Source organism: Flavobacterium sp. TSSA_36 (genome assembly GCF_051547165.1).
GTDB lineage: Bacteria > Bacteroidota > Bacteroidia > Flavobacteriales > Flavobacteriaceae > Flavobacterium.
The window spans coordinates 92413-115114 of sequence record NZ_JBPTTP010000003.1 but is presented as its reverse complement, the minus strand read 5'-3'; the positions used below and the strand labels follow the sequence as shown (position 1 = coordinate 115114).

General features: G+C 34.8%; 18 protein-coding genes. 6 read left to right on the top strand and 12 right to left on the bottom strand.

Features of this window, described 5'->3' with window-relative positions:
• Positions 1-35: 35 nt before the first annotated feature.
• From ACSVH7_RS07105 to rlmH, 4 genes are all read left to right on the top strand, one after another.
• Positions 36-1340: an amidohydrolase family protein gene (locus tag ACSVH7_RS07105; protein ID WP_438066022.1), complete on the top strand. Its 1305-nt coding sequence runs from the start codon at positions 36-38 to the stop codon at positions 1338-1340.
• Between the two features lie 5 nt (positions 1341-1345).
• Positions 1346-1723, top strand: coding sequence for a PH domain-containing protein (locus ACSVH7_RS07100; RefSeq protein WP_438066021.1), 378 nt, complete (start codon positions 1346-1348; stop codon positions 1721-1723).
• 728 nt (positions 1724-2451) lie between these two features.
• Positions 2452-3777 (top strand): ammonium transporter, encoded by a 1326-nt coding sequence (locus ACSVH7_RS07095; RefSeq protein WP_438066020.1) that lies wholly within the window; start codon positions 2452-2454, stop codon positions 3775-3777.
• A 184-nt stretch (positions 3778-3961) separates the two neighbouring features.
• Positions 3962-4435, top strand: a complete 474-nt coding sequence (gene rlmH / locus ACSVH7_RS07090; RefSeq protein ID WP_438066019.1) for a 23S rRNA (pseudouridine(1915)-N(3))-methyltransferase RlmH — start codon at positions 3962-3964, stop codon at positions 4433-4435.
• Positions 4436-4547: 112 nt separating this feature from the next.
• On the opposite strand, the gene ACSVH7_RS07085 is transcribed toward rlmH, so the two are convergent.
• The 9 genes from ACSVH7_RS07085 to ACSVH7_RS07045 all read right to left on the bottom strand — a co-directional run bounded on the left by ACSVH7_RS07085 (position 4548) and on the right by ACSVH7_RS07045 (position 13902).
• Entirely contained in the window at positions 4548-5303 is a 756-nt protein-coding gene (locus tag ACSVH7_RS07085; protein WP_438066018.1) for an acyl-[acyl-carrier-protein] thioesterase, read from the bottom strand.
• A 180-nt stretch (positions 5304-5483) separates the two neighbouring features.
• The gene (gene miaA / locus ACSVH7_RS07080) at positions 5484-6404 is read right to left on the bottom strand and encodes a tRNA (adenosine(37)-N6)-dimethylallyltransferase MiaA (protein ID WP_438066017.1); all 921 of its coding nucleotides are present in this window, start codon (positions 6402-6404) and stop codon (positions 5484-5486) included.
• Positions 6405-6416: 12 nt separating this feature from the next.
• Positions 6417-7778 (bottom strand): exonuclease domain-containing protein, encoded by a 1362-nt coding sequence (locus ACSVH7_RS07075; RefSeq protein WP_438066016.1) that lies wholly within the window; start codon positions 7776-7778, stop codon positions 6417-6419.
• 67 nt (positions 7779-7845) lie between these two features.
• Positions 7846-8505 carry a YggS family pyridoxal phosphate-dependent enzyme gene (locus ACSVH7_RS07070; protein ID WP_438066406.1) on the bottom strand — a complete coding sequence of 220 codons (660 nt, stop codon included), beginning with the start codon at positions 8503-8505 and terminating at the stop codon, positions 7846-7848.
• A 212-nt stretch (positions 8506-8717) separates the two neighbouring features.
• Complete coding sequence (locus ACSVH7_RS07065) at positions 8718-10961, bottom strand: M1 family metallopeptidase (RefSeq protein ID WP_438066015.1); 2244 nt, start codon at positions 10959-10961, stop codon at positions 8718-8720.
• A gap of 60 nt (positions 10962-11021) precedes the next feature.
• On the bottom strand, positions 11022-11528 hold the full coding sequence (locus tag ACSVH7_RS07060) for a DUF6702 family protein (RefSeq protein WP_438066014.1): 507 nt from the start codon (positions 11526-11528) through the stop codon (positions 11022-11024).
• Between the two features lie 181 nt (positions 11529-11709).
• Positions 11710-12441, bottom strand: a complete 732-nt coding sequence (locus tag ACSVH7_RS07055; protein WP_438066013.1) for a hypothetical protein — start codon at positions 12439-12441, stop codon at positions 11710-11712.
• Positions 12422-13153: a hypothetical protein gene (locus ACSVH7_RS07050; RefSeq protein WP_438066012.1), complete on the bottom strand. Its 732-nt coding sequence runs from the start codon at positions 13151-13153 to the stop codon at positions 12422-12424. Before ACSVH7_RS07050 ends, ACSVH7_RS07055 begins: the two co-directional genes overlap by 20 nt.
• Positions 13153-13902: a hypothetical protein gene (locus tag ACSVH7_RS07045; RefSeq protein ID WP_438066011.1), complete on the bottom strand. Its 750-nt coding sequence runs from the start codon at positions 13900-13902 to the stop codon at positions 13153-13155. The genes ACSVH7_RS07050 and ACSVH7_RS07045 overlap by 1 nt, the downstream gene beginning before the upstream one ends.
• Positions 13903-14072: 170 nt before the next feature.
• On the opposite strand from ACSVH7_RS07045, the gene pepE reads away from it, so the two are divergent.
• The gene (pepE, locus tag ACSVH7_RS07040; RefSeq protein WP_438066010.1) at positions 14073-14780 is read left to right on the top strand and encodes a dipeptidase PepE; all 708 of its coding nucleotides are present in this window, start codon (positions 14073-14075) and stop codon (positions 14778-14780) included.
• A 938-nt stretch (positions 14781-15718) separates the two neighbouring features.
• Here pepE and thrC read toward each other — a convergent pair.
• The 3 genes from thrC to thrA form a co-directional block, all read right to left on the bottom strand.
• Positions 15719-17014, bottom strand: coding sequence for a threonine synthase (thrC, locus tag ACSVH7_RS07035; RefSeq protein ID WP_438066009.1), 1296 nt, complete (start codon positions 17012-17014; stop codon positions 15719-15721).
• Positions 17015-17105: 91 nt separating this feature from the next.
• The gene (locus ACSVH7_RS07030; protein ID WP_438066008.1) at positions 17106-18026 is read right to left on the bottom strand and encodes a homoserine kinase; all 921 of its coding nucleotides are present in this window, start codon (positions 18024-18026) and stop codon (positions 17106-17108) included.
• 97 nt (positions 18027-18123) lie between these two features.
• Positions 18124-20571 (bottom strand): bifunctional aspartate kinase/homoserine dehydrogenase I, encoded by a 2448-nt coding sequence (gene thrA / locus ACSVH7_RS07025; protein WP_438066007.1) that lies wholly within the window; start codon positions 20569-20571, stop codon positions 18124-18126.
• Between the two features lie 590 nt (positions 20572-21161).
• Between thrA and hutH the strand changes: the two genes are divergently transcribed.
• The gene (gene hutH / locus ACSVH7_RS07020) at positions 21162-22676 is read left to right on the top strand and encodes a histidine ammonia-lyase (RefSeq protein WP_438066006.1); all 1515 of its coding nucleotides are present in this window, start codon (positions 21162-21164) and stop codon (positions 22674-22676) included.
• The last annotated feature ends 26 nt before the right edge of the window (positions 22677-22702 follow it).

Here is a 22702-nt window from a genome sequence, read left to right as displayed (position 1 = left end):
TTAGCATGCACTACAAACACCAAATTTTAAAAAAGATGAATATAAAAATAGCACTTTTATTGGCCGCTCTAGGTTTTTCAACACTTAGTCAAGCCCAACAAATACCTGCGCCACCACAATCTCAATCGATACTTATCCTTAATGCCACAGCACATTTAGGAACAGGCGAAGTGATAGAAAACGCAGCCATTGGTTTTAAAGACGGAAAAATTACTTTGGTAGCCAATGCCCAACAAATAAAGTTAGCCAAAGATGCCTACAATACTACAATAGATGCCACGGGAAAACACGTCTATCCTGGATTTATTGTACCCAATTCTACTTTGGGATTAGTAGAAATTGACGCGGTAAAATCTTCGGATGATGAGGAAGAAATTGGAACTTATAACCCAAACGTAAGAAGTATCGTGGCTTACACCGCCGATTCAAAAGTGATTGAAACGGTTCGCCCTAACGGAATTTTGATGGCTCAAATTACGCCAAGAGGAGGACGAATCTCTGGCAGTTCTTCTATTGTGCAATTAGATGCTTGGCAGTGGAAAGAGGCTTTGATCAAAGAAAATGATGGTATCCATATCAATCTTCCTGCTACTTTTAGAAGAGGTGGCTGGTGGGCAGAACCAGGTTCGATTGAACCCAATAAAGAGTACACCAAACAACTTCAAGAATTAAATGCTTTTTTCAAAAGTGCCAAAGCTTATCTAGGCGGTACCTCAGACAATAGAAATTTAGTTACCGAATCGACTAAAGGTTTATTCGAAGGCACACAAACTTTGTTCATTCATGCCGATGAAGAAAAACAAATTACAGATGGTATCCAATTGGCCTTAGAAAACGGAATTAAAAAAATGGTCATTGTTGGTGGATTCGAAGCCTATAAAGTAGCGCCACTTTTACAAAAAAACAATATTGGCGTGTTTTTGAGAAGAGTACACGATATGCCTACAAACGATGATCAAGATGTAAATCTACCATACAAAATGGCCAAAATATTAACTGATAATGGAATTGTGGTAGGTCTAGAAAATAGTGGAAGTCACGAAAGAATGAACACTAGAAACCTTCCTTTTTTGGCTGGAACTTGTGTCGCTTACGGCTTAGACAAAGAAAAAGCCTTACAACTAATTACCTTGAATACTGCTAAATTATTAGGCATTGACCAACAATGTGGCTCTTTAGAAGAAGGAAAAGACGCTACTCTTTTTATCTCCGAAGGCGATGCTTTAGACATGAGAACCAACAAACTAACCCATGCCTTTATCCAAGGAAGAATGATTAGTTTAGCGACGCATCAAACAAAACTTAGTGATAAATACAAAGCAAAATACAATCAAAAATAAAAAGTATGGGACTATTCAATGCCATTTTAGGAAACGCCTCAGAAGTAACTATCGAAAGTGCTTCTAAAGAATTTGAGCCATTATTAATTGAAGGCGAAGCCATCGAAAAAGCCTTTCGTTTGATAAAAGACATGTTTGTTTTTACTAACAAAAGATTAATATTAGTCGAAAAACAATTAGTAGGTTCCAAAGTAGATTATTTATCGATTCCCTATAAAAGCATCAAAAAATTCTCTAAAGAAAGTGCTGGAATCTTAGACATGGATGCCGATTTGAAAATTTGGCTCAATAATGAACCCAATCCTATTAGCAAACAATTTGGAAAAGGAAGTAATAATATCAATGAAGTGTATCGCATACTGAGTGAGCATACTTTAAAGTAAGGTGTTAGTTTGTTTAGTGTGGAAGATAAAATAGTTTGACTGGTTAGAAAATTTGTTTTTTAGGAAATAGTATAAATTGCGGCTTAATTTTTAACCATTAAGATAGTAAGGCATATGAAGTATGAAATTCTTAATTTTCTTAATGATCTTAATGGTTTTTTTGTGTGTGGCTATATTTTATAGGCTGGATTCCTTTTATTTGTTATAACTTTTTACATAAAATTCAGTTGAACCTAAAGAAAAACACACATTTTATTTTAGAATTAAAGAAAAGGAGGCGTCTTTCTAAGATGGCTCCTTTTTAATTTTGGTGCTACTAGGTTTAGTGTGGAAGATATAATAGTTTGACGGTTTGGAAAATTTGTTTTTGGAAAAAGTATACAATGCAGCTTAACGGTAATCATTAAAATAGTAAGTTACATGAAGCATAAAATTCTTAATTTTCTTGAAGATCTTAATGGTTTATTTTTTTGTAGTAATATTTTATAGGCTGGATTCCTTTTGTTTATTTTAAGCTTTTCATTTAAAATAAAACAAATATTTTTCTTCTTTTAATCCTAAAGCGAATTGAGGATTTGAAAAATTGAAGAGTATTAAATCTAAATACCCTTAAAATTTAGGGGGTTAAATTTGAAAATCAACAAAAATTAATTTTTAATTATGTTTTTTATTGGGGGTTATAAATGATTTTATATTTTTATCCTGTAATTAATTAAAATTTAAAAACTATGCGCAAGATTATTTTGAGTGTGATTTTGGTCACAATATTGGTATTATCCATTTTTTCTATCTACTTCATCGGCGAATCTTCTACACTAGGACCTCATATCGTAGCCTTAAAACTCGATACTGGTGATACAGCTTGGATGATTGTGGCCTCCGCTTTAGTATTATTAATGACTCCTGGACTTGGATTTTTTTACGGAGGTATGGTTGGAAAAAAGAATGTAATTAGTACCATGCTACAAAGTTTTATGGCCATGGTTATTGTTACGGTTTTATGGGTATTAGTAGGATTTGGATTGTGTTTTGGACCTTCCATCGGGGGGATAATAGGAGATCCAACTTCAAATTTTATGTTTTCGGGAGTTAATGCGACGACTGCTTGGGAATTAGCACCAACTATTCCGTTTATTTTATTTGCTTTCTTTCAAGCGAAATTTGCTATTATTACTCCTGCTTTAATTACTGGTGCTTTCGCAGAGCGTGTCCGTTTTTGGGCCTATTTATTATTCATGGTTTTATTCATATTATTCATATATGCTCCTTTGTGTCACATGACTTGGCATCCTGATGGATTATTCTTTGGTTGGGGAGTACTAGATTTTGCTGGAGGAACTGTAGTACACATGAGTGCAGGTTGGGCTGCTTTGGCAGGAGCCATATTCTTAGGTAAAAGAAAAGTACAAAAAGTAAATCCTGCTCGTATTACTTATGTATTATTAGGAACTGGTTTATTATGGTTTGGATGGTTTGGATTCAACGCTGGATCTGCCGTTGGTGCTAGTGGTTTAGCGGCTCAAGCTTTAGGTACGACAACGGTTGCCGCCGCCGCCGCCGCAATGGCTTGGGTGTTTTTTGACAAAATTCAAGGTCATAAGTTATCGGCTATGGGAGCTTGTATTGGAGCAGTTGTTGGACTAGTAGCTATTACTCCTGCTGCTGGTTTTGTGACGATTCCTCACGCTATTGCTATTGGTATTATTGCCAGTGTGGTGAGCAATATTGTATGCAGTAAATTTCCTAAAGGAAAAATTGACGATGCCTTAGATGTGTTTGCTTGTCATGGTGTAGGAGGTATGGTGGGAATGCTTTTAACTGGTGTTTTTGCTTCAAAATCGGTTAATTCAATTGTGGGTGACAACCAAGGATTGATCTATGGTGACGCTACTTTGTTCTTGATTCAATTAAAAGCTTTGGTTTTAGTGTCTGCTTTTGCTTTTGCGGCCTCTTATGCTTTATTCTTTATTGTAAATAAAATCACACCTTTGCGTGTAAGCGAGGATAAAGAAGAATTAGGATTAGATATTACGCAACACGGAGAATTCTTATAAAATATACTTGCCTCTAAATCAAAAAATGGCTGTTTCTCTATTGAGGCAGTCATTTTTTTTAGCATTATTTTTTTATTTCTATCCGAAAAACTACCATTAGAACTCCATTATTTGTCAGTTTTGATATCGTTAATCCCCAGATGTGAACACAATTATTTATTTTTGCCCACAGAAAAATAGCAAAATGAACATAAGATTAATCACAATAGGCAAAACGGATAACAAATCGCTCCAAAACTTAATCGACGATTATACAAAGCGCTTGTCTTTTTACATCAAATTTGACTTAGAAATCATTCCTGACATCAAAAACGTAAAAAATCTATCCGAAAGTCAACAAAAAGAGAAAGAAGGACAGTTGATTTTATCAAAAATCTCCGCTTCTGATCAGTTAATTTTATTAGATGAAAATGGGAAACAGTTTTCAAGTGTAGCATTTTCAGCAGAATTACAAAAAAAAATGAATTCCGGAATCAAAACACTAGCTTTTGTCATAGGAGGTCCTTATGGCTTTTCAGATGCAGTATATGCTATGGCTCAAGGAAAAATTTCACTTTCGGAAATGACTTTCTCCCATCAAATGGTTCGTTTGTTTTTTATAGAGCAACTTTATCGGGGGTATACCATCCTAAAAAATGAACCATATCATCATCAATAGTACTATTGAGAAAATGGCCTGTTTCAGCCTTTTTTATACAAATAAACCAGAATAATCAAATGAATACAGATGCTTACGGATTATTTTTGAATCATCATTCCGTTAATGGGATTTACAATTCAGAATTTGATTTAAAATGCAATTGCAAGGCAAAGCAGGTTTTATCTTCTTTAGTGATTGAAAAAATGCAAGTTTCTTCTTGTAAATTCTCATGAATTTGCACGGTATCGTTAAGGGATAATTCCTTTAAAAAATTCATGTCAAAACTTGCCACTTTTTGTTTTAGTAATAATTTTGGGTCAACCAAATCCAAACACCATTCAAGATATTTGACATTATTAGCATGATTTACAATGTCTAAATCCGAAAGACAAACTGTTTTTTCAAACAAAATTTCTCTACCCGAATCAATGTTTATTTTCGAGAAACTGGTCGCAGTCGCCTTTTTATCAGGAAACAGTTCAAAATGCGCATAAGGTAACGCTAGTGCTTCCGGACGACGCTTTTGAGTATTAAAAACAGCCCAAAAAGTTTCAGAACCTACAATTTTCACACCATTAACCTGCACTTCCAAAGCCCTCACAGAACGCGAATTTTCTAATGAGTTAATCCAAGTGGTCACCGTAACGGTATCCCCCCATTTGGGTAAAGCCTCTATTTCCACGCGCATTCTGCTCAAAACCCACGCTTGATGAAATTCCTGCATGTCCGCAAAACTTATTCCTCCAAGTTCAGAATGAGCCGCAGCAGTCAATTGAAGCAAATTGCATAATTCAGTGTATTTAAGATAACCATTAGGAGTACATTGGGTAAAATTAATTTCCCATGTTTTCGATAGCATCGAGGTGAAATTTGGAGATATGGGCATTTTAAAAAAAAGATTAAGATTTATACAAAAAGAGGCTTCGTTAAAATTAGGAGCGAATCATCAGGCATTTTCAGTAAACATCGTTCCCGCCATCATTCCTAAACTTGTGTGCCGAACCCCGGCCCACAAGGTTTATCCCTTCTGTCGGGGCTAGGTAGTGTGCACTAGGGAATTTTTGGGTTATCGTATTTTTGAATCAATATACTTGACAAAAGTATTTATTTCGGTAGTATAATCAAACCATTCTGTGTTTTCCTTTCTTTTAAACCAAGTGAGTTGCCTTTTCGAAAACCGTCGCGTATTTTTTTTAATTTCTTCAATAGCAAAAGGCAAATCCCATTCCCCATCCAAATAGCGGAATAACTCTCTGTAACCCACAGTTTGTAAGGCATTCAGCGCTTGATGAGTATGTAAACCCTCCACTTCAGCCAGCAAACCTTCTTGCATCATAAGGTCCACCCGATGATTAATTCGCTCGTAGAGCACATTTCTATCCGCTTCTAAACCGATCAGTATTGGCGTAAAATTGCGATTGTTTTTCTCTTGATTCAAAAAAGAAGAATAAGGTTTTCCTGTACCTACACAAACTTCTACAAAACGCATCATCCGTTGCGGGTTCAGGAGTGTTTGTGGATTTTCTTTCGTTATTCTTTCAAAATAGGCCGGGTCAAGGGATTTAAGTTGGTTTTGTAAATACGTAATTCCTTCTACTTCATACTGCTGCTGAATCGCAGTTCTAACCGTTGTGTCTATCTCAGGAAAGGCATCAAAGCCTTTTAGAACAGCATCCACATATAAACCCGAACCTCCTACCAAAACCACAAAATCGTTAGTGTTAAACAATTCGTCTATTTTTGAAAGGGCTTCTTTTTCATAATCGCCTACCGTAAAATTCTCACAAATCGATTTATTTTGGATAAAATGATGCGGAGCTGACAGGAGTTCTTCTGGTGAAGGAACCGCTGTACCAATGCTCATTTCCTTAAAAAATTGCCTGCTGTCACAAGAAATGATTTCGCATTTAAAATGTTGCGCTAACACGATACTCAAAGCTGTTTTTCCTATAGCCGTTGGTCCAACAATGGTAATTAAATATTTCATTAGCTTAGGGGTCTAAAAGTGAATTACTTTTATCGTTTTACTTTTTCGAACATGATTTTGAATAATATTTTTCGCATCTCGATTGTTTTGCATCGGCACCAATATATTTTTTAAGATCTCAGGATTCGTGATTTGATAATTCAAATCATAAAAAGCATAGCCTTTATAAATTCCATTTTCGATTAACACAGCAGAGCGTTCACTGCTTTTTCGTCCTTTATCAATGAGAATCATGTTTTGAGTTTCAAACTCGTTGTCTTTTAAAAAGCGATAGATTCTTTGATTATAGTCTTCAGCAGTAATTTTTCCAATGCATGCGCCATCACATTCTTTAATGCCATATTGAAAACATTCTTTTTTGGTATCGTACAAGCCAGTTAATTTTTGACACAAATGATAGGCAGCTGTAATCTTGAACAATGTATTTTTGGCTTCTTGAAGGGAGGAAAAAGAGGTGATTTCTTTTTTTCTTCCGTCATATTTTTGAATTTTCAGGTTCAAATAGCCATTTTTATCCATCTCGGTATAAAGCGCTAATTGAAAAATACTTTTGCGTTGCGCGCGATTCAAAATGGGTTTGTTGACTTTTATTTCCTGACTCTCTTTGAGCAATGCAATTAATTCGCTTCCAGTTTCTTCATAAGTTACTGTAAAAACTTCGGTTTGAATTTTTTTGCACTTATTTGATTTTCCTGTAAAATGTTGATTGATTCTCTTCTTTATATTTCGGCTTTTGCCAATGTAAATTAGGTTGCCTTTGTCATTATGAATATAATAAACCCCTGTTGTAGAAGGCATACTTTGCACTATATCTAGGAGTTTTGGAGCAATTCCTTTTTCAATTTCAGTTTTGATTAACGCTTTCACGATGGTTTTTTCAACATCTTTTTCTAGCAATAGTTGGAAAAGTTTTACCGTCGCCATGGCATCACCGCTGGCACGATGCCTGTCTGCCATAGGGATACCTAAGGCTCGCACTAATTTTCCTAAACTGTGTGAAGGTTGTTCAGGTAATAATTTTTGTGACAATTCTACCGTGCAAAGTGTTTTGATTGTAAAATCATAGCCTAATCTGCGAAATTCTGTTCTTAAAATTCGATAGTCAAAACTAGCGTTATGGGCTACCAAAACACAGTCGGTAGTGATTTCTATAATGCGTTTGGCTACTTCATAAAACTTTGGCGCTGATCGCAACATAGCATTATTAATTCCTGTTAGTTTCACTACAAAAGGTTGAATAGGAATTTCAGGATTGACCAGACTACTAAATTGGTCTACAATGTCATGGCCATCAAATTTGTAGATAGCAATCTCGGTGATTCCTTCTTCATTAAATTGTCCTCCGGTGGTTTCTATGTCTAGTATTGCGTACAAATTCAGTGTTCAGTTTTTACTAATCCGTTTTTAAATTTTAAATCCTTATTATGGAATTCTATCTAATTTATCTACCGCCAAAGATACTGCTTCCGATTCTAACCAGAGTACTGCCGCATTCGATAGCTAATGGATAATCACCAGACATTCCCATAGAAATAGTGTTCAGTTGGCAGTTGTTAGTTTCCAGTTTTTGTAGGTTATCAAAAATCGATTTTAAATGAGTAAACTCTTTTTTAATTTGATTGTGATTATCGGTAAAGGTGGCCATGCCCATAAGTCCAACAATTCTAATATTATCCATTTGTTTAAAAGACGTTGATTGTAGTAAGTTTTCCACTTCTATTTCATCCAAACCAAATTTTGATTCTTCTTCCGCGATATAAATTTGCAATAGGCAATCAATAACTCGGCTATTTTTTTGGGCTTGTTTATTGATTTCTTCTAATAATTTCAAGCTGTCTACACCATGAATTAATTGCACAAACGGAGCCATGTATTTTACCTTATTGGTTTGCACATGACCAATCATGTGCCATTCAATATCCTTGGGCATTTGTTCCCATTTTTCTGCCATTTCCTGGATTTTGTTTTCACCAAAAATGCGTTGACCTGCGTCATAGGCTTGTCTTAAGTCTGATACAGGTTTTGTTTTTGAAACTGCTACAAGCGTAACACCTTCGGGGAGGTTTTTCTTTATGTTTATTAAATTCTGAGCTATGGACATTGGGGTGATTTTTGTCAATTTTTATTAGAATTGTGAATGCCTAAGCAAACTTATTAAATTAATACCTGATTTCAGTCATGGTTGGAAGTGTTCTTTTAGTAGGGATTGAAATTTGTATGAAAATGATCTATTACTTCATAAACTATAAGTATGGGATTAAAAAAAGTAAGCCTGAGAGAATCAGGCTTACTTGTAGGAGGTATACATTAAAATTAATCAAATTTTGATTTTTCTTCGATTTTTGGCCAACTATTGTTGGTTATGTCAATGTCAGCGGTTTCAAGTTTTGGATCAATTTGAATTTTCTTGATAGCTTTTGCGGTAGCGTATACTTTTCGGGCAGTATCGTTGTTTTTTCTCCAAATTTGCGCAGGATATTTGAAGTTCTCAGTGGTGCCATCTTCATAAGTCAATTCAACCAAAATTGGCATGATTAAACCACCTGGTTTGTTGAATTCTACTTCATAGAAATACTTAGGTGAATTTAAATTTGATTTTTCTTCGGCTGTAAGCTTCTCATTTACATAATCTGAAAGTAACTTGAATTCCTCTATTTTCAAAGCTTTTTTATCGGTTTCTTTCAATTCAGGATGAGAGGCATTTACTAGATATACAAATGGTCCTTTTTCTTCTCCAAAACGTCCTTTTCTTACTTTTGAATTTTTTAATTCAGTAGTAGCTTGGTCTGTTACATAATATTGTTTTACTTCGGTAATGCTAATGTCTACAAAATCAGTAGAGTAGAACCAACCTCTCCAAAACCAATCTAGGTCAAATGCAGAGGCATCTTCCATGGTTCTAAAAAAGTCTTCTGGCGTGGGATGTTTAAATTTCCAACGATTCGCATAGGTCTTGAACGCATGATCAAATAGTTCACGCCCCATAACGGTTTCTCTCAAAATATTTAAGGCAGTTGCTGGTTTTCCGTAGGCATTATTCCCAAATTGAATGATACTTTCCGAATTACTCATAATGGGTTCCAGCATTTTTTGATCCCCACTCATGTACGGAACGATATTTTTTGCAGGGCCTCTTCTAGATGGGAAATTGGTACCTAGCTCTTGCTCTGCCATATATTCCATAAAAGAATTTAATCCTTCATCCATCCATGACCACTGACGCTCATCTGAGTTAACAATCATTGGAAAAAAGTTGTGCCCCACTTCATGTACAATTACTCCAATCATTCCGTTTTTTACTTGTGGACTGGTAATTCCATTCGCATCAGGGCGACCAAAATTCCAACAAATCATTGGATATTCCATACCTTGATCTTCTGCTGAAACTGAAACAGCTTTAGGATAAGGGTAATCAAATGTATGCGATGAATAGCTTTTTAATGTATGGGCAACGGTTCTGGTTGAAGTTTCGCCCCATAGTGGATTAGCTTCTTTTGGATAGACAGAAGTAGCCATTACTACTTTTCCACCAAGTTTAACAGCCATTGCATCAAAAATGAATTTTCTAGACGTTGCAATTCCAAAATCGCGTACGTTTTTGGCACTAAATTTCCAGGTTTTCTTTTGGGTTGAAAATCCTTTTTCAGCCGCTTCAGCTTCAGCTTGTGTCACAATTATTACAGGATTGTCAAAACTCTTTTTGGCTTGTTCGTAGCGTTTCATTTGGGCTGCTGAAAAAACGTCGGCAGGATTTAATAATTCTCCGGTGGCTTCCATTACATGATCTGCAGGAACGGTAATGTTTACGTCAAAATTCCCAAAAGGCAATGCAAACTCGCCAGTTCCCCAGAATTGTTGATTTTGCCAGCCTTCGACATCATTATAGACCGCCATTCTGGGATAAAATTGCGCAATAATGTATAGTTTATTACCGTCTTTTTCAAAAAATTCAAAGCCCGAACGGAAACCATCTTGTTGATAATTATTCAAATTATACCACCATTTTATTGAAAAAGTTATTTTTTCACCAGGTTGCATTGGAGTCGGTAAATCAATACGCATCATGGTTTGATTTACTGTATAATTCATCGGATTTCCTTTGACATCTTTTACATACTCCAGTTTAAAACCACGGTCAACACCTTGTTTTAAATACTCGTTTGTAAATTTGTTAGGAGACAAAACCTGCTCTAATTTTTCATTTTCTGCTAAGGGCGATTGTGAATTTTTAGCGGCTTGGTTTTGATCTAATTGTATCCACAAATAGTCTAGCTTGTCAGGTGAATTGTTGTGGTAAGTAATGGTTTCGGCACCGTATATTTTGGAGTTTTTATCATCAAGCTCGATATCAATTTTATAATCGGCTTGTTGTTGATAATAAGCAGGTCCAGGAGCTCCTGAAGCAGTACGAAACATGTTTGGAGTTGCTAATACGTCATACATTTGACTAAACTTGTTCGTGTCGTATTGGCCTAGTGGTTTTGTATTGGCGTTAGTTGACTTTTCTTGGGCAAATAGAAATGCCGGAAATAATAAAAGGAGGGTGGTTTTTTTCATAAATTGGTTTAGCGTTTTTCAGCTTGTGAAAATAATTATTTTAACGGAATTACTTGCTTTTTAGTGATACTTTAACATTTGATTTTTTGAAGATTCAGTAAAAATTAGACTCTTTTTAGTCTCATTTACTGTAAAATGCATAATGTTTTGTTGATCTGAGTTCCAATCAATCAACAAAGTGTTTTTTATGTTCAGTTGCTGTATTTTAGATACCTCTTTAATTAAAAAGTAGGAAACCAAAACATCTTCTTCCATTTCGCTGGATTTATAGTGAAGCGGATAGGACTGATTATTGATTCGAATTACTAAATTTTCTCCAAAATATTTTTTAAGGATTGCAATTTCTTCAGGGGTTTTAGGTCCATTGCCAATAGTTGCTTTAACATGGTAATTTTTTTCAAGGGCTTTATTCAAATCATCTATAAAAATTCGTGAAGTAATTTGCACTCTTTTCTTTTCAGGTACAAATTGTACTTGAAATATGGCCATATAGAATTTATGTATTTCAAAAGACGAAAGGCTCATAATTAAGAAGCAGAGGCCTATAGTTACAATAGTTTTTTTCATTTTTCAAATGTACTGAAACTTTTAAATTTTGCATTCTTGTGGTCCGAAAAATCAAATATTAATTTTTATCAATGTGTGTTTAAGTCTTGAAAATGGAATAGTAATACTATTTTATCGAAGTAAGTGAGAAATTTTTTTTGTCAAGCAGTAATAGTAGAAGCTATCCAAAAAATAAAAGTACTTATTGTTTCTCTACCTCAGTATTCAACGCATTAAAGGTTTCTGCTAATTGTAACAAGGCAAGTAGTATTTCTGCTTTGTTATTTGTGGTTATTAATTTGGCAAAACCTGTGTTTTCTACGCAATAATATTGAAAGGCATTGACTTTTTCCGGGGCGATATGGAAGGATTTTTCATAATAATCATGAGAAAATAAGCGCTTCAATTTAGCGATATTACTTTCTTTTGTTTCGATTTCTAGTTCTTTTTTAAGCATTTCTTTTCTTCCTGAAAAGGTGTTGATTAACCCGCCAATACCACCGGATCCTGCTTTTAATCTTCTTTCGGCAACAGTGTACGATTTTTGGTTTTTTGGAATAATTCCTAATGCTTTAGCGTTAATATTTGAGTATTGATTGATGATTACTTCATCTAGTTCGATACTTTTTGGAATCATTTTAATGGTAATGTAATCCTCACATAAATCTTCTTTATGTATTACTTTTCTATAGGGTTCGAAGTTTTTTGAGACAAAAATTAAAACATCGGCGACATTTACACCAATTTGGAATTCACCATTTGCATTTACTTTTATGCTTTTTTCTGAAACTAAGTTTACGACTTCTATTTCAGTAAAAATACCTGAAGTGGTAATGATTTTACCGTGTAGTATAGTTTCTTCTTTTTGAATTTGTCCAAAAACGAATTGAACAGTCAGTAACAAAAAAAAGCACTTACTTTTGTTTATCTTCATTGGAAATAATTTGTAGATAATTTTCTGCAAGTTTAATGATCAAAAACTCGCTCATAGTTTTGTTTTTTATTTTTAAAGAACTGATGAAATTTTGGTCTTCTATGCAGTAGTATTGAAAACCTTTGATATAGTCCTTTGGAATTTTGAGTTTATTGGTATAAAATTTTTCTTCAAATAAGTATTCTAATTTTTGTAAGTAGGTTTGTTTTTTTTCAACAATAATATCTTTTTTTAGCATTTCTGTTCTTCCTGAAAAGGCATTAAGAATTCCGTCTAAACTTCCTTTAGTAGCGGTTTGAAGTTTTCTTTCTGCAGGAGTAAAATGTTTTGTTGCGGAAGGTATTCCTAGTTTTTGAGCTGAAATTTCAGAATTACCATTAATGATGATATTTTTTAAAACAATACTTTTTAGGGCCATTTCTACTCTCAAATCCTTTGTACTCAAATCGGATTTAGTAATAATTTTGGTTAAAGTCTCTAAGTTAACTGCCGAAAAAGTGATGATATCTCCTTCATTGGCAGCAATTCTGAAAAAACCTTCAATTCTGCTAGTTGACGATTGACGTGTGGTTTCGTTTTTTATATTGATCCCGTCTATAAAATTAGATTCTACAGAAATTCTTCCTTGAATAGTGTTTACTCCAATGTTTTGCCCTAATAAATAGAAAGGACAACTAATAAATAATAGAAAGATAGAAAGCTTATTGTTCACTAATTCTGTTTTTTGTTAAAGTTTACAGCTAATTCTGAAAGTAATAGTTCGAGTAGTTTTTTGTTTCCAGATATGTAATAAGAAACAAAGTTTTTATCCTCAATGCAAAAATATCTAAAAGCATCAACGTATAACCTTGGGAGGTTTAAATTCTCTTCATAGTATTTATTAGAATAAAGTGCTTTTAATTGTTCTAAAAGCCTTTCTTTTTTTTCGATTTCTAGTTCTTTTTTCAAATTTTTAGTTCTCCCCGAGATTTTATTAAGAATAGGATCTACTGCTAAACTTCCGCCAAGAAGACCTAACAAATGAATAGGTTTGAAATCTCCTGCAGTTTTTAAACGCCGCTCAGCAGGAGTATATTTCTTTTGATTTTGTTTAATAATTCCAAGTTTCTCTGCAGAGATTGCGTTGTTATTAATGATTACCTCTTGTAAAGTAATGGTTTTTGCAGTCATTTCAACAGAAATTCTTTCATTTTGAAATTCGTTTGAAGTTATTTTTTTTCTTACTGTTTCTAAATTCATTGCTGAAAACTCCAAAATATCACCAACGTTACAAGCTAATGTAAATGCCCCGTCTTTATTGCTTGTGATTGTTTGGTTAGTACTTTCATTTTTTATAAAGATTTCTTCGGCTTCTATTGTGGGTGCTATGATTTTACCGTTAAGTATAACTTCCTTTTTGGTTTGTGCATGAATTTGCATCGCCATAGATGATTGAATAAAAAGAGTAAGCCAAATTTTCATCCTTTTCTAGTTGTTTATCGGGGTAAAAGTATTGTAATACCTTGCTAATAAATCATTAATGAATTGGTAAATAAATGTTAATTTAATGACTATAAAATGTACTTTGGCGCAATGTAGATTAAGATAGCTCTGCTCTTTTTTATACCTTTAGCCTTTTAAAAATACCTATAATGAAAAAAGTTATTATCGCCAGCACTTCTACTTTACATGGAGGAGATTATTTGGATTATTTAGTGCCAACCTTACAAAACCATTTTGTGAATTGTAAGACAATAGTATTTATTCCTTACGCTAGGCCGGGAGGCATATCACATGATGAATATACAGCTAAAGTTGCATCAGCTTTTGCTAAAATTAATATAGAGATTGTTGGGGTGCATACCTTCAAAGACTTAAAAAAAGGAATTCAGGAAGCTCAAGGGATTTTTACAGGTGGCGGAAATACGTTTTTGTTAGTAAGTCAATTGTATAAATTTAATTTGATGCAATTGCTGTCAGAAACAGTAAAACTAGGTACACCGTATTTGGGAACTAGTGCCGGAAGTAATATATGTGGATTGAGTATGCAAACCACTAATGATATGCCTATAGTATATCCTCCAAGTTTTCAAACTTTAGGATTGATTCCTTTTAATTTGAATCCTCACTATTTAGATCCAACACCAGATTCTACACATATGGGTGAAACTCGTGAAACGAGAATTAAGGAGTTTCATGCTTTTAATGCGATCCCAGTACTTGGGTTAAGAGAGGGGAGTTGGTTAGAGGTAAATGGTGAAAAGATAGTTTTGAGAGGCGCTTTAACAGCTCGCTTGTTTTTACAAAATCAAGAGGCAAAAGAACTTGAAACAGGTACTGATTTAAGTGATTTAAAGTAAACTAAAGATTTTATCCCGTCTAAATTCAATAAGTTGGGATTAGAAATTTTTACCCTTAAGATCAAGAAAATTAAGCTTACAATGGCATAATATGTTTGAAAATAGGGTTATAAGAGATTTAGAGTGAATACAAGATATTTATACAAGTAAGAAAAAAAATAGAAATAATATTTAATTCAGCTTGTTTTTTTTTAAGATTAAGAATAATACATCTTAATTTTCTTAATGATCTTAATGGTTTATTTAAATTTAGTTATTTTTTAGATTTTCTACTTGTAATAAAATCATTAATTTCTTTCTTGGTCTGTTAAAGGAGGACTTTGACTTATAAGGTCAATTATTGACCTTCAACAAAAAAAGTGGAGATATTTTTGATACTTGGGCTTGTTGGGTAGTTTAACTTTACTAATACATAAGGTTGTGGATTTTCTTTGATCCTTTTCACTTTTTAAGGTCAAAGGTTAGATTTTATATTTTCCCTATAGCTTTTTTGTAAAAGATATAGGGAAGTTGGATTATTTCTATAGGGAAATTAATCAAAAGGTGTACAGAAATTAGAAATAGTGCACTGAACTGCAAAAAAATCTGTAAGGATTGTCATAAAAAGTTATTGGGATCTATTTTAGAACTAGAATTTGAAAAAGGGTTGCTTTGATGATTTACTGGTAATTTAACCGCAAGGGTCACAAACAAAAACTTCAATGCCTTAATATTTACATGGTTCAAATACATACTCAAAGATCGCAAAGTAGTGTATTATGAGGTTAAATGAAAAAAGATATTTGTGAATTGTCAAAGTGTTTTTATCTTGACCTCTGGGTAGCAGTATTTCCTAATTTTTGAAAATTGAAGTTAAATACTTTTTTGGTAATTTGTAGGAGTCTAAAAAAAAAGCGATTCCTTTACAGAAATCGCTTATGAATAGGAAAGAGGAGGAATTATTGATTTTGTAAAAACGCTTTCAGTTCCTCGTAGGTTTTGATTTTGGTGCTTATTTTATCTTGGTTTAAGACACTTTCTATTTGTGGCGGAATAGGTAAAGTCACACCTAATGCGGGTTCTACGATGTCTAAAAACTTAATAGGGTGTGCGGTTTCGAGGAAAATCCCCAAGGCTTCGTGATGGTTTTGCAACTCTTTTTTCAATCCTAAATAACCTATCGCTCCGTGTGGTTCTGCGATGTAGCCTTTTTGTTGTTGAATTGTTTTCATAGCCTCAAGTGTAGCAGCATCGCTAAAGGTATAGGACGAAAAGTCTTTTTCGAATTGCTTCATATCGTGTTGATATAGTTCTTGAATGCGCACAAAATTACTTGGATTGCCCACATCCATAGCATTCGAAATTGTTGCGATGGAAGGTTTTGGGTCATAAACGCCATTTTCTAGGAAACGTGGTACGGTATCATTGGCATTAGTAGCCGCTACAAAATGTTCGATGGGTACCCCTAATTTCTTCGCAATGATGCCTGCGCAAATGTTTCCGAAATTTCCGCTTGGACAGGAAAAGACCAAGGGTTTTTGATGTTGTTTCAAGGCTTTGTAAGCAAAGAAAAAGTAGAACATTTGGGGTAACCAACGGGCAATGTTGATGGAATTCGCAGAGGTTAAAGGAACATCGGCCAAATCGGGATCCAAAAAGGCTTTTTTAACCATATCTTGACAATCGTCAAAAACACCATCAACTTCGAGCGCTTTGATGTTCTGTCCCAAAGTGGTCAATTGGCGTTCTTGAATGTCGCTCACTTTGCCTGATGGATATAAAATCACCACTTCTACGCCAGTCACACCTAGAAAACCACTCGCCACTGCGCCTCCTGTATCACCAGAAGTGGCTACCAATACTGTGTTCTTTTTTGAAGAATCGTTTCGGTTAAAATAGGCGATGCAACGTGACATGAAACGTGCCCCAACATCTTTGAATGCCATCGTTGGGCCGTGAAATAATTCTAACGAATAAATACCTTCTTCTACCTCGACTACTGGGAAATCAAAGCAAAGCGTTTCGGCTATGATTTGACGTAAAGTGTCGGCTGGAATTTCGTTACCCACAAATTGTTGAATGGCTTGAAATGCAATCTCTTCGTGTGATAAATTTTCGATGTTTTCAAAAAAGTCGGTTGCCAACGGGCTAATTGATTCGGGAAAATATAAGCCTTTATCGGAGGCCAATCCTTGTACCACCGCTTCCTCAAAAGAAACGTTGGGTGCATTATGATTTAAACTGTAGTATTTCATTGCGATTTTTGATTAAAGATTAAGGATTTGTGATTTAGGATTTTTTTGAACGTGCTTCATATCTGAAATCAAAAATCGTTAATCATAATTCTTAAATTATTGTAACTCCATCTGGATTAATTTTCGACACGTGGATTTCGTAGGGTAAATTCATTTCTTCATAGACTTTACTCATTGCATTAGCTATTTTTTTGGCTGTGTTTTCACCTCTGCTCAGTGCGAAAATTGAAGGACCAGAACCTGAAATTCCAGATCCCAAAGCGCCGTTTTCGTAAGCGGTTTGTTTGATGGTATCAAAACCCGGAATCAACATACTGCGAACGGGTTCTATGATTTCGTCATGCAATGATCGCCCAATAAGATCATAATCTTGGGTGTATAAACCAGCGATTAAACCACCCACATTGCCCCATTGAGTAATAGCACTTTTTAGGGAAACAGTTTGTTTTAAAACCGAACGCGCATCCGAAGTTTTAAGTTCAATTTGTGGATGAACTACGGTAGCATAAAGCTCTGAAGGACTGTCGATTTTGATAATGTCTAAAGGATTAGAACTTCGCACCAAAGTGAAACCACCCAAAAGGCAAGGAGCTACATTATCAGCATGGGCATTGCCACTGGCTAGTTTTTCGCCTTGCATGGCAAATTGCACCAATTCTTTGCGCGAAAATGGTCGGCCAAGCAATTCATTAATTCCAAAAACGGCTCCGGCTGAACTTGCGGCGCTACTTCCAATACCACTTCCTGCTTTAATTTTTTTGTAGATTTCGATTTCAAAACCCATTTCTGTTTCAAAAGCTTCTAGCAGTGCCAAAGCAGCTACTCCAGCTACATTTTTCTCGGTTTCTAAAGGCAAATCGGCACCCATAATTTTCGTGATGCGAACGCCTTTTTCGGTAGAAGTCCGCACAATCATTTCGTCGCCTGCAGTGGCCAAACACAAGCCCAATACATCAAATCCACAAGAAAGATTAGCGATAGTAGCTGGACAAAATAGTTTTATTTCTTTCATTTTTTTTAGTTTCTTAGTTTCTGAGTAGCTAAGTTTTTATTGTTCTAAGTTTGAATTGTCTTAGGGGCTAAGGAACTTAGTGTCTCAGTAACTCTTTTTACACATTTCCAATACGAATGACATCGGCAAAAATTCCTGAAGCAGTAACAGCAGCTCCTGCACCAGCGCCTTTAATCAATAAGGGTTGGTCTACATAACGATCGGTGTAGAATAACACAATGTTGTCTTTTCCTTCTAAGTTATAAAATGGATGATCTTTGGTGATGCATTGTAATCCGACATTGGCTTTGCCGTTTTCGAATTGTGCGACAAATTTTAGACGGGATTCTTTTTCGTTGGCTTCTTTTAACAAGTGCTCAAAATGGGAGGCATTTGCAAGAAGTGATTGGAAGAAATCTTCATTGTTAGTTGTCTTCATGCATTCGTCTGGCAAGAAAGAAAGATTTTCAATGTCTTCAATTTCCATTTGATAACCGCTTTCTCGTATAAGAATTAAAATTTTTCTTGCGACATCAACACCGCTCAAATCGATTTTTGGATCGGGCTCTGTGAATCCTTGAACACCTGCTTCTTTTACTACATCGTGAAAAGAATAATTTGGACCGAAATTATTAAAGATGAAATTCAAACTTCCCGATAAAACCGCTTGAATTTTGTGCACTTTGTCGCCTGATGCAATTAAGTTTTTGACTGTATCAATAATTGGTAACCCAGCACCTACATTGGTTTCGAATAAGAAAGGGGCATTGTATTTTCGGGATAAATTTTTAAGGTTTTGATAATTGGCATACGCCGAAGAACAAGCAATTTTGTTGCAAGTCACTACTGCTACGTTTTGTCTCAAAAATTGTTCATAAAGCTTAGATACATTTTCGTTGGCGGTAATGTCTACAAAAATACTGTTGCGCAAATTGAGTTCCTTTACTTTAGCGATAAAAGCTTCAGCATTGGCAGGTTCGCCATTTGCTAAAAGTGACGACCACTCTTTGAGCGACATCCCTTCTTCATCAAAATACATTTTTCTAGAGTTAGAAACCGCTATAACACGCAAATTTATTTTTAGATTTTCTTTTAGGAATTTCTTTTGTTGGTGAATTTGCCCCATGAATTTTTCACCTACATTACCCACACCCATCACAAATAAGTTGAGTTGTTTGGTGTTTTCTTCAAAGAAGTTTTCATGTAGTGTGTTCAGTGCTTTTTTAACATCTCTTTCGTTAATTACTACCGAAATGTTTCTCTCTGAAGCGCCTTGTGCAATAGCGCGGATATTGACATTGTTTTTCCCTAAAGTACTAAACATTCGTCCGCTGAGTCCTTGGTGATTTTTCATGTTTTCACCTACCAAAGCAATGATGCATAAGTTTTTTTCAACGATGCAAGGTTCTACTTTGTTTTGTCCAATTTCAATTTCAAAGGCTTTGTTGATGGCGATTTCGGCATTTTCAGCATCAGAATTTAAAATTCCAATACAAATTGAATGTTCTGAAGAGGCCTGAGTAATGAATATTACATTGATTTTTTCGTTAGACAACACTTCAAAAAGACGTTTGGAAGAACCCGCTACGCCAATCATTCCCGAGCCTTCGAGCGTTACCAATGTGATGTTGTCAATGTGACTGATTCCTTTTACAGGTGAACCATTAGCGACAATTGTGTTCGAAATAAAAGTGCCTTCAGCTTCTGGCTCAAAAGTGTTTTTAATCCAAATAGGAATATTTTGCTGTAAAACCGGCTGAATAGTGGGAGGGTACAATACTTTGGCTCCAAAATGCGATAATTCCATAGCTTCTTGATAGGAAATAGTAGCGATAGGTTGCGCTTGTTTTACCAATTTCGGGTTAGCAGTATACATTCCGTTTACATCAGTCCAAATTTCCAATTCGTCAGCAGCCAAAGCACTGGCAAAAATTGCGGCAGTATAATCGGAACCACCACGACCTAAAGTTGTTGTAATCCCGTCCTCAGTAGCGGCGATAAATCCTGGAAGTAACACTACTTGGACACTATTATTTTTAAAAAAACTTTGAATCAAACTATTGCTTAGTTCAAAATTCACGCTTGCTTTACCGAAAGAAGCGTTCGTTTTGATCAATTCGCGACTGTCCTTATACGTAGTATTTTTTAAATTTTGTTTTAAAGCCTCTGCGATGATAAAGGACGACAACAATTCGCCAAAACTCAAAATGGTATCGGAAGTTCTAGGGGATAATTCGCCCAACAAAAAACAGCCATCCAATAGCGTTTCTAGGTGATTAATGATGCGTTTGATGTGACTCAATAATGCACTTTGTTCGCCAACTGGAATTAATTGTTTTAGTGTGTCTAAGTGTTTTTTTTCTATTTCTAGAACAATTTCTCTAAAGTTTTCATCATTATTAGCTGCTTTATGGGCAGCTAGTTGTAGTAAATCTGTGACTTTGCTCAAGGCGGATACAACAACTGCTAAAGGTTCTTTTTCTGCTTTTTTTGCAATGATGGCTAGGGCTAATTTGATATTATCGGCATTGGCTACGGAAGTTCCGCCAAATTTTAATACTCTCATTTTTTATTTTATTTAATTGAATGGTAATGTTTGCTGCCTCCCAAAAGTCTATTTTCTATACAATAGATGGGATATAAACGGATGATATGTAATAATGTATACCCCTAAAGGGTAGTAGTGGTGGTAGTAATGGTGGTAACGGCAAAATCAACCCCTGCTGGTGTTGTTTGTAGTAGTGTGTATGTGCTGTTCCCTTTTTTCATTTTGATGATCCAAAAGTACAGTTTTTTTGTAAAGATGTGGAACTGTTTAGTCTTTTTGCGAATATTTTAAAAATATTGAATCATAATTCATAAAATTACAGATAATTTATTTTTACTTGAAAATGATTATGATTTTTGCTTTGTTTACTATAGTTGTCCGATAGGGTTTTCTTTATTGTTGTTTAATTTATAGTTCTTTTTTTGTAAAAGAAGGGCCATAATTATGGAAAGACTTAGTGAAATGTTGCTAGTTATGATAATGAATGAAAGATTTAGATTATTATACATGTTTAAATAGTTGGAGCACTTATTTTTTTAAATTATTTCTATTTTCAGTTGGTTTTTAATGTGAATTTATTCAATTTTGGAGCTTAAACGATTCTTAAAATGGATAATACGCATTATATTTCTACCGAACTCCTTACTTTTGAAGCATTACAAGAGATTATTAGCTCTCAAAAGCCTATTGCGCTCTCTGAAGAAGCAAAAGTGAATATTCAGAAATGTAGGGATTTCTTGGATAAAAAAATGGCCACTCATAACGAACCTATTTATGGCATAAATACGGGTTTTGGTTCTTTGTGTAATGTGAAAATTTCCAATGAAAATTTGTCGAAGTTACAAGAGAATTTAGTTAAATCGCATGCTTGTGGCACAGGTGAAGAAGTACCGACTGCTATTGTTCAATTGATGTTGTTATTGAAGATTCAATCATTAAGCTATGGTTATTCTGGGGTGCAAATGCAAACAGTAGAACGCTTGGTTGATTTTTACAATAATGGAATTTATCCTGTTGTTTATACATTGGGTTCTCTTGGAGCATCAGGAGATTTAGCACCTTTAGCACATTTGTCATTGCCTTTATTAGGTGAGGGCGAAGTGTATTTTGAAGGAAAAAAATGGAACTCGTCTGAGATACTGACAAGGTTTCAATGGGAGCCAATTGTTTTGCAGTCTAAAGAAGGTTTGGCTTTGTTGAACGGAACACAATTTATGGCTGCTTATGGCGCGCACATTCTTATAAAAGGGTATAAGTTGTCTTATTTCGCTGATTTGATAGGAGCAATTTCCCTAGAGGCTTTTGATGGACGAATTGAACCGTTTAATGAATTAATACATTATATTAGACCTCATAAAGGACAAATTGTAACCGCACAACGTATAAATGAATTCTTAGAAGGCAGTCAGATTATTGAACAAAACAAATTGCATGTACAAGATCCTTACTCGTTTCGCTGCATTCCACAAGTGCATGGAGCGTCAAAAGATGCTATGGAATATGTGAAAAAAGTCTTTAAAACCGAGATAAATTCTGTTACTGATAACCCAAATATTTTTATAGAAAGTGACCAAATCATTTCTGGAGGGAACTTTCATGGGCAGCCTTTAGCTTTGGCTTTAGATTTCATGGCGATTGCTTTGGCGGAATTAGGAAGTATTTCCGAGAGAAGAACCTATCAATTGATTTCTGGATTACGAAATCTTCCAGCGTTTTTAGTAGATAATCCTGGATTGAATTCTGGTTTTATGATTCCACAATATACAGCCGCTAGTATTGCAAGTCAAAACAAACAATTAGCAACACCAGCTAGTATTGATAGTATTGTGTCTAGTAATGGTCAGGAAGATCATGTAAGTATGGGGGCTAATGGTGCTACCAAATGTCTAAAAGTATTAGATAATTTAGAGCGCATTTTAGCCATTGAGTTGATGAATGCTTCTCAAGCCATCGCATTCAGAAGACCTTTAAAATCAAGTGATTTTATTGAAATGTTTTTGCAAGTCTATCGTGAGGAAGTGCCATTTGTTAAGGAAGATCGCATTTTGCATTATGATATAGAAAACACAATTCGGTTCCTCAATAGTTTTCAAGTTGAGGATGAATTGATAACATTAAGCTAACATTAACTGTAAATAATGATTTAATT

Bases quoted from the DNA above. Each gene is read 5' to 3' on its own strand.
- ACSVH7_RS07105 (WP_438066022.1), top strand. From the start codon at position 36: ATGAATATAAAAATAGCACTTTTATTGGCCGCTCTAGGTTTTTCAACA.
- ACSVH7_RS07100 (WP_438066021.1), top strand. From the start codon at position 1,346: ATGGGACTATTCAATGCCATTTTAGGAAACGCCTCAGAAGTAACTATC.
- ACSVH7_RS07095 (WP_438066020.1), top strand. From the start codon at position 2,452: ATGCGCAAGATTATTTTGAGTGTGATTTTGGTCACAATATTGGTATTA.
- rlmH (WP_438066019.1), top strand. From the start codon at position 3,962: ATGAACATAAGATTAATCACAATAGGCAAAACGGATAACAAATCGCTC.
- ACSVH7_RS07085 (WP_438066018.1), bottom strand. From the start codon at position 5,303: ATGCCCATATCTCCAAATTTCACCTCGATGCTATCGAAAACATGGGAA.
- miaA (WP_438066017.1), bottom strand. From the start codon at position 6,404: ATGAAATATTTAATTACCATTGTTGGACCAACGGCTATAGGAAAAACA.
- ACSVH7_RS07070 (WP_438066406.1), bottom strand. From the start codon at position 8,505: ATGTCCATAGCTCAGAATTTAATAAACATAAAGAAAAACCTCCCCGAA.
- ACSVH7_RS07065 (WP_438066015.1), bottom strand. From the start codon at position 10,961: ATGAAAAAAACCACCCTCCTTTTATTATTTCCGGCATTTCTATTTGCC.
- ACSVH7_RS07060 (WP_438066014.1), bottom strand. From the start codon at position 11,528: ATGAAAAAAACTATTGTAACTATAGGCCTCTGCTTCTTAATTATGAGC.
- ACSVH7_RS07055 (WP_438066013.1), bottom strand. From the start codon at position 12,441: ATGAAGATAAACAAAAGTAAGTGCTTTTTTTTGTTACTGACTGTTCAA.
- ACSVH7_RS07045 (WP_438066011.1), bottom strand. From the start codon at position 13,902: ATGAAAATTTGGCTTACTCTTTTTATTCAATCATCTATGGCGATGCAA.
- pepE (WP_438066010.1), top strand. From the start codon at position 14,073: ATGAAAAAAGTTATTATCGCCAGCACTTCTACTTTACATGGAGGAGAT.
- thrC (WP_438066009.1), bottom strand. From the start codon at position 17,014: ATGAAATACTACAGTTTAAATCATAATGCACCCAACGTTTCTTTTGAG.
- ACSVH7_RS07030 (WP_438066008.1), bottom strand. From the start codon at position 18,026: ATGAAAGAAATAAAACTATTTTGTCCAGCTACTATCGCTAATCTTTCT.
- thrA (WP_438066007.1), bottom strand. From the start codon at position 20,571: ATGAGAGTATTAAAATTTGGCGGAACTTCCGTAGCCAATGCCGATAAT.
- hutH (WP_438066006.1), top strand. From the start codon at position 21,162: ATGGATAATACGCATTATATTTCTACCGAACTCCTTACTTTTGAAGCA.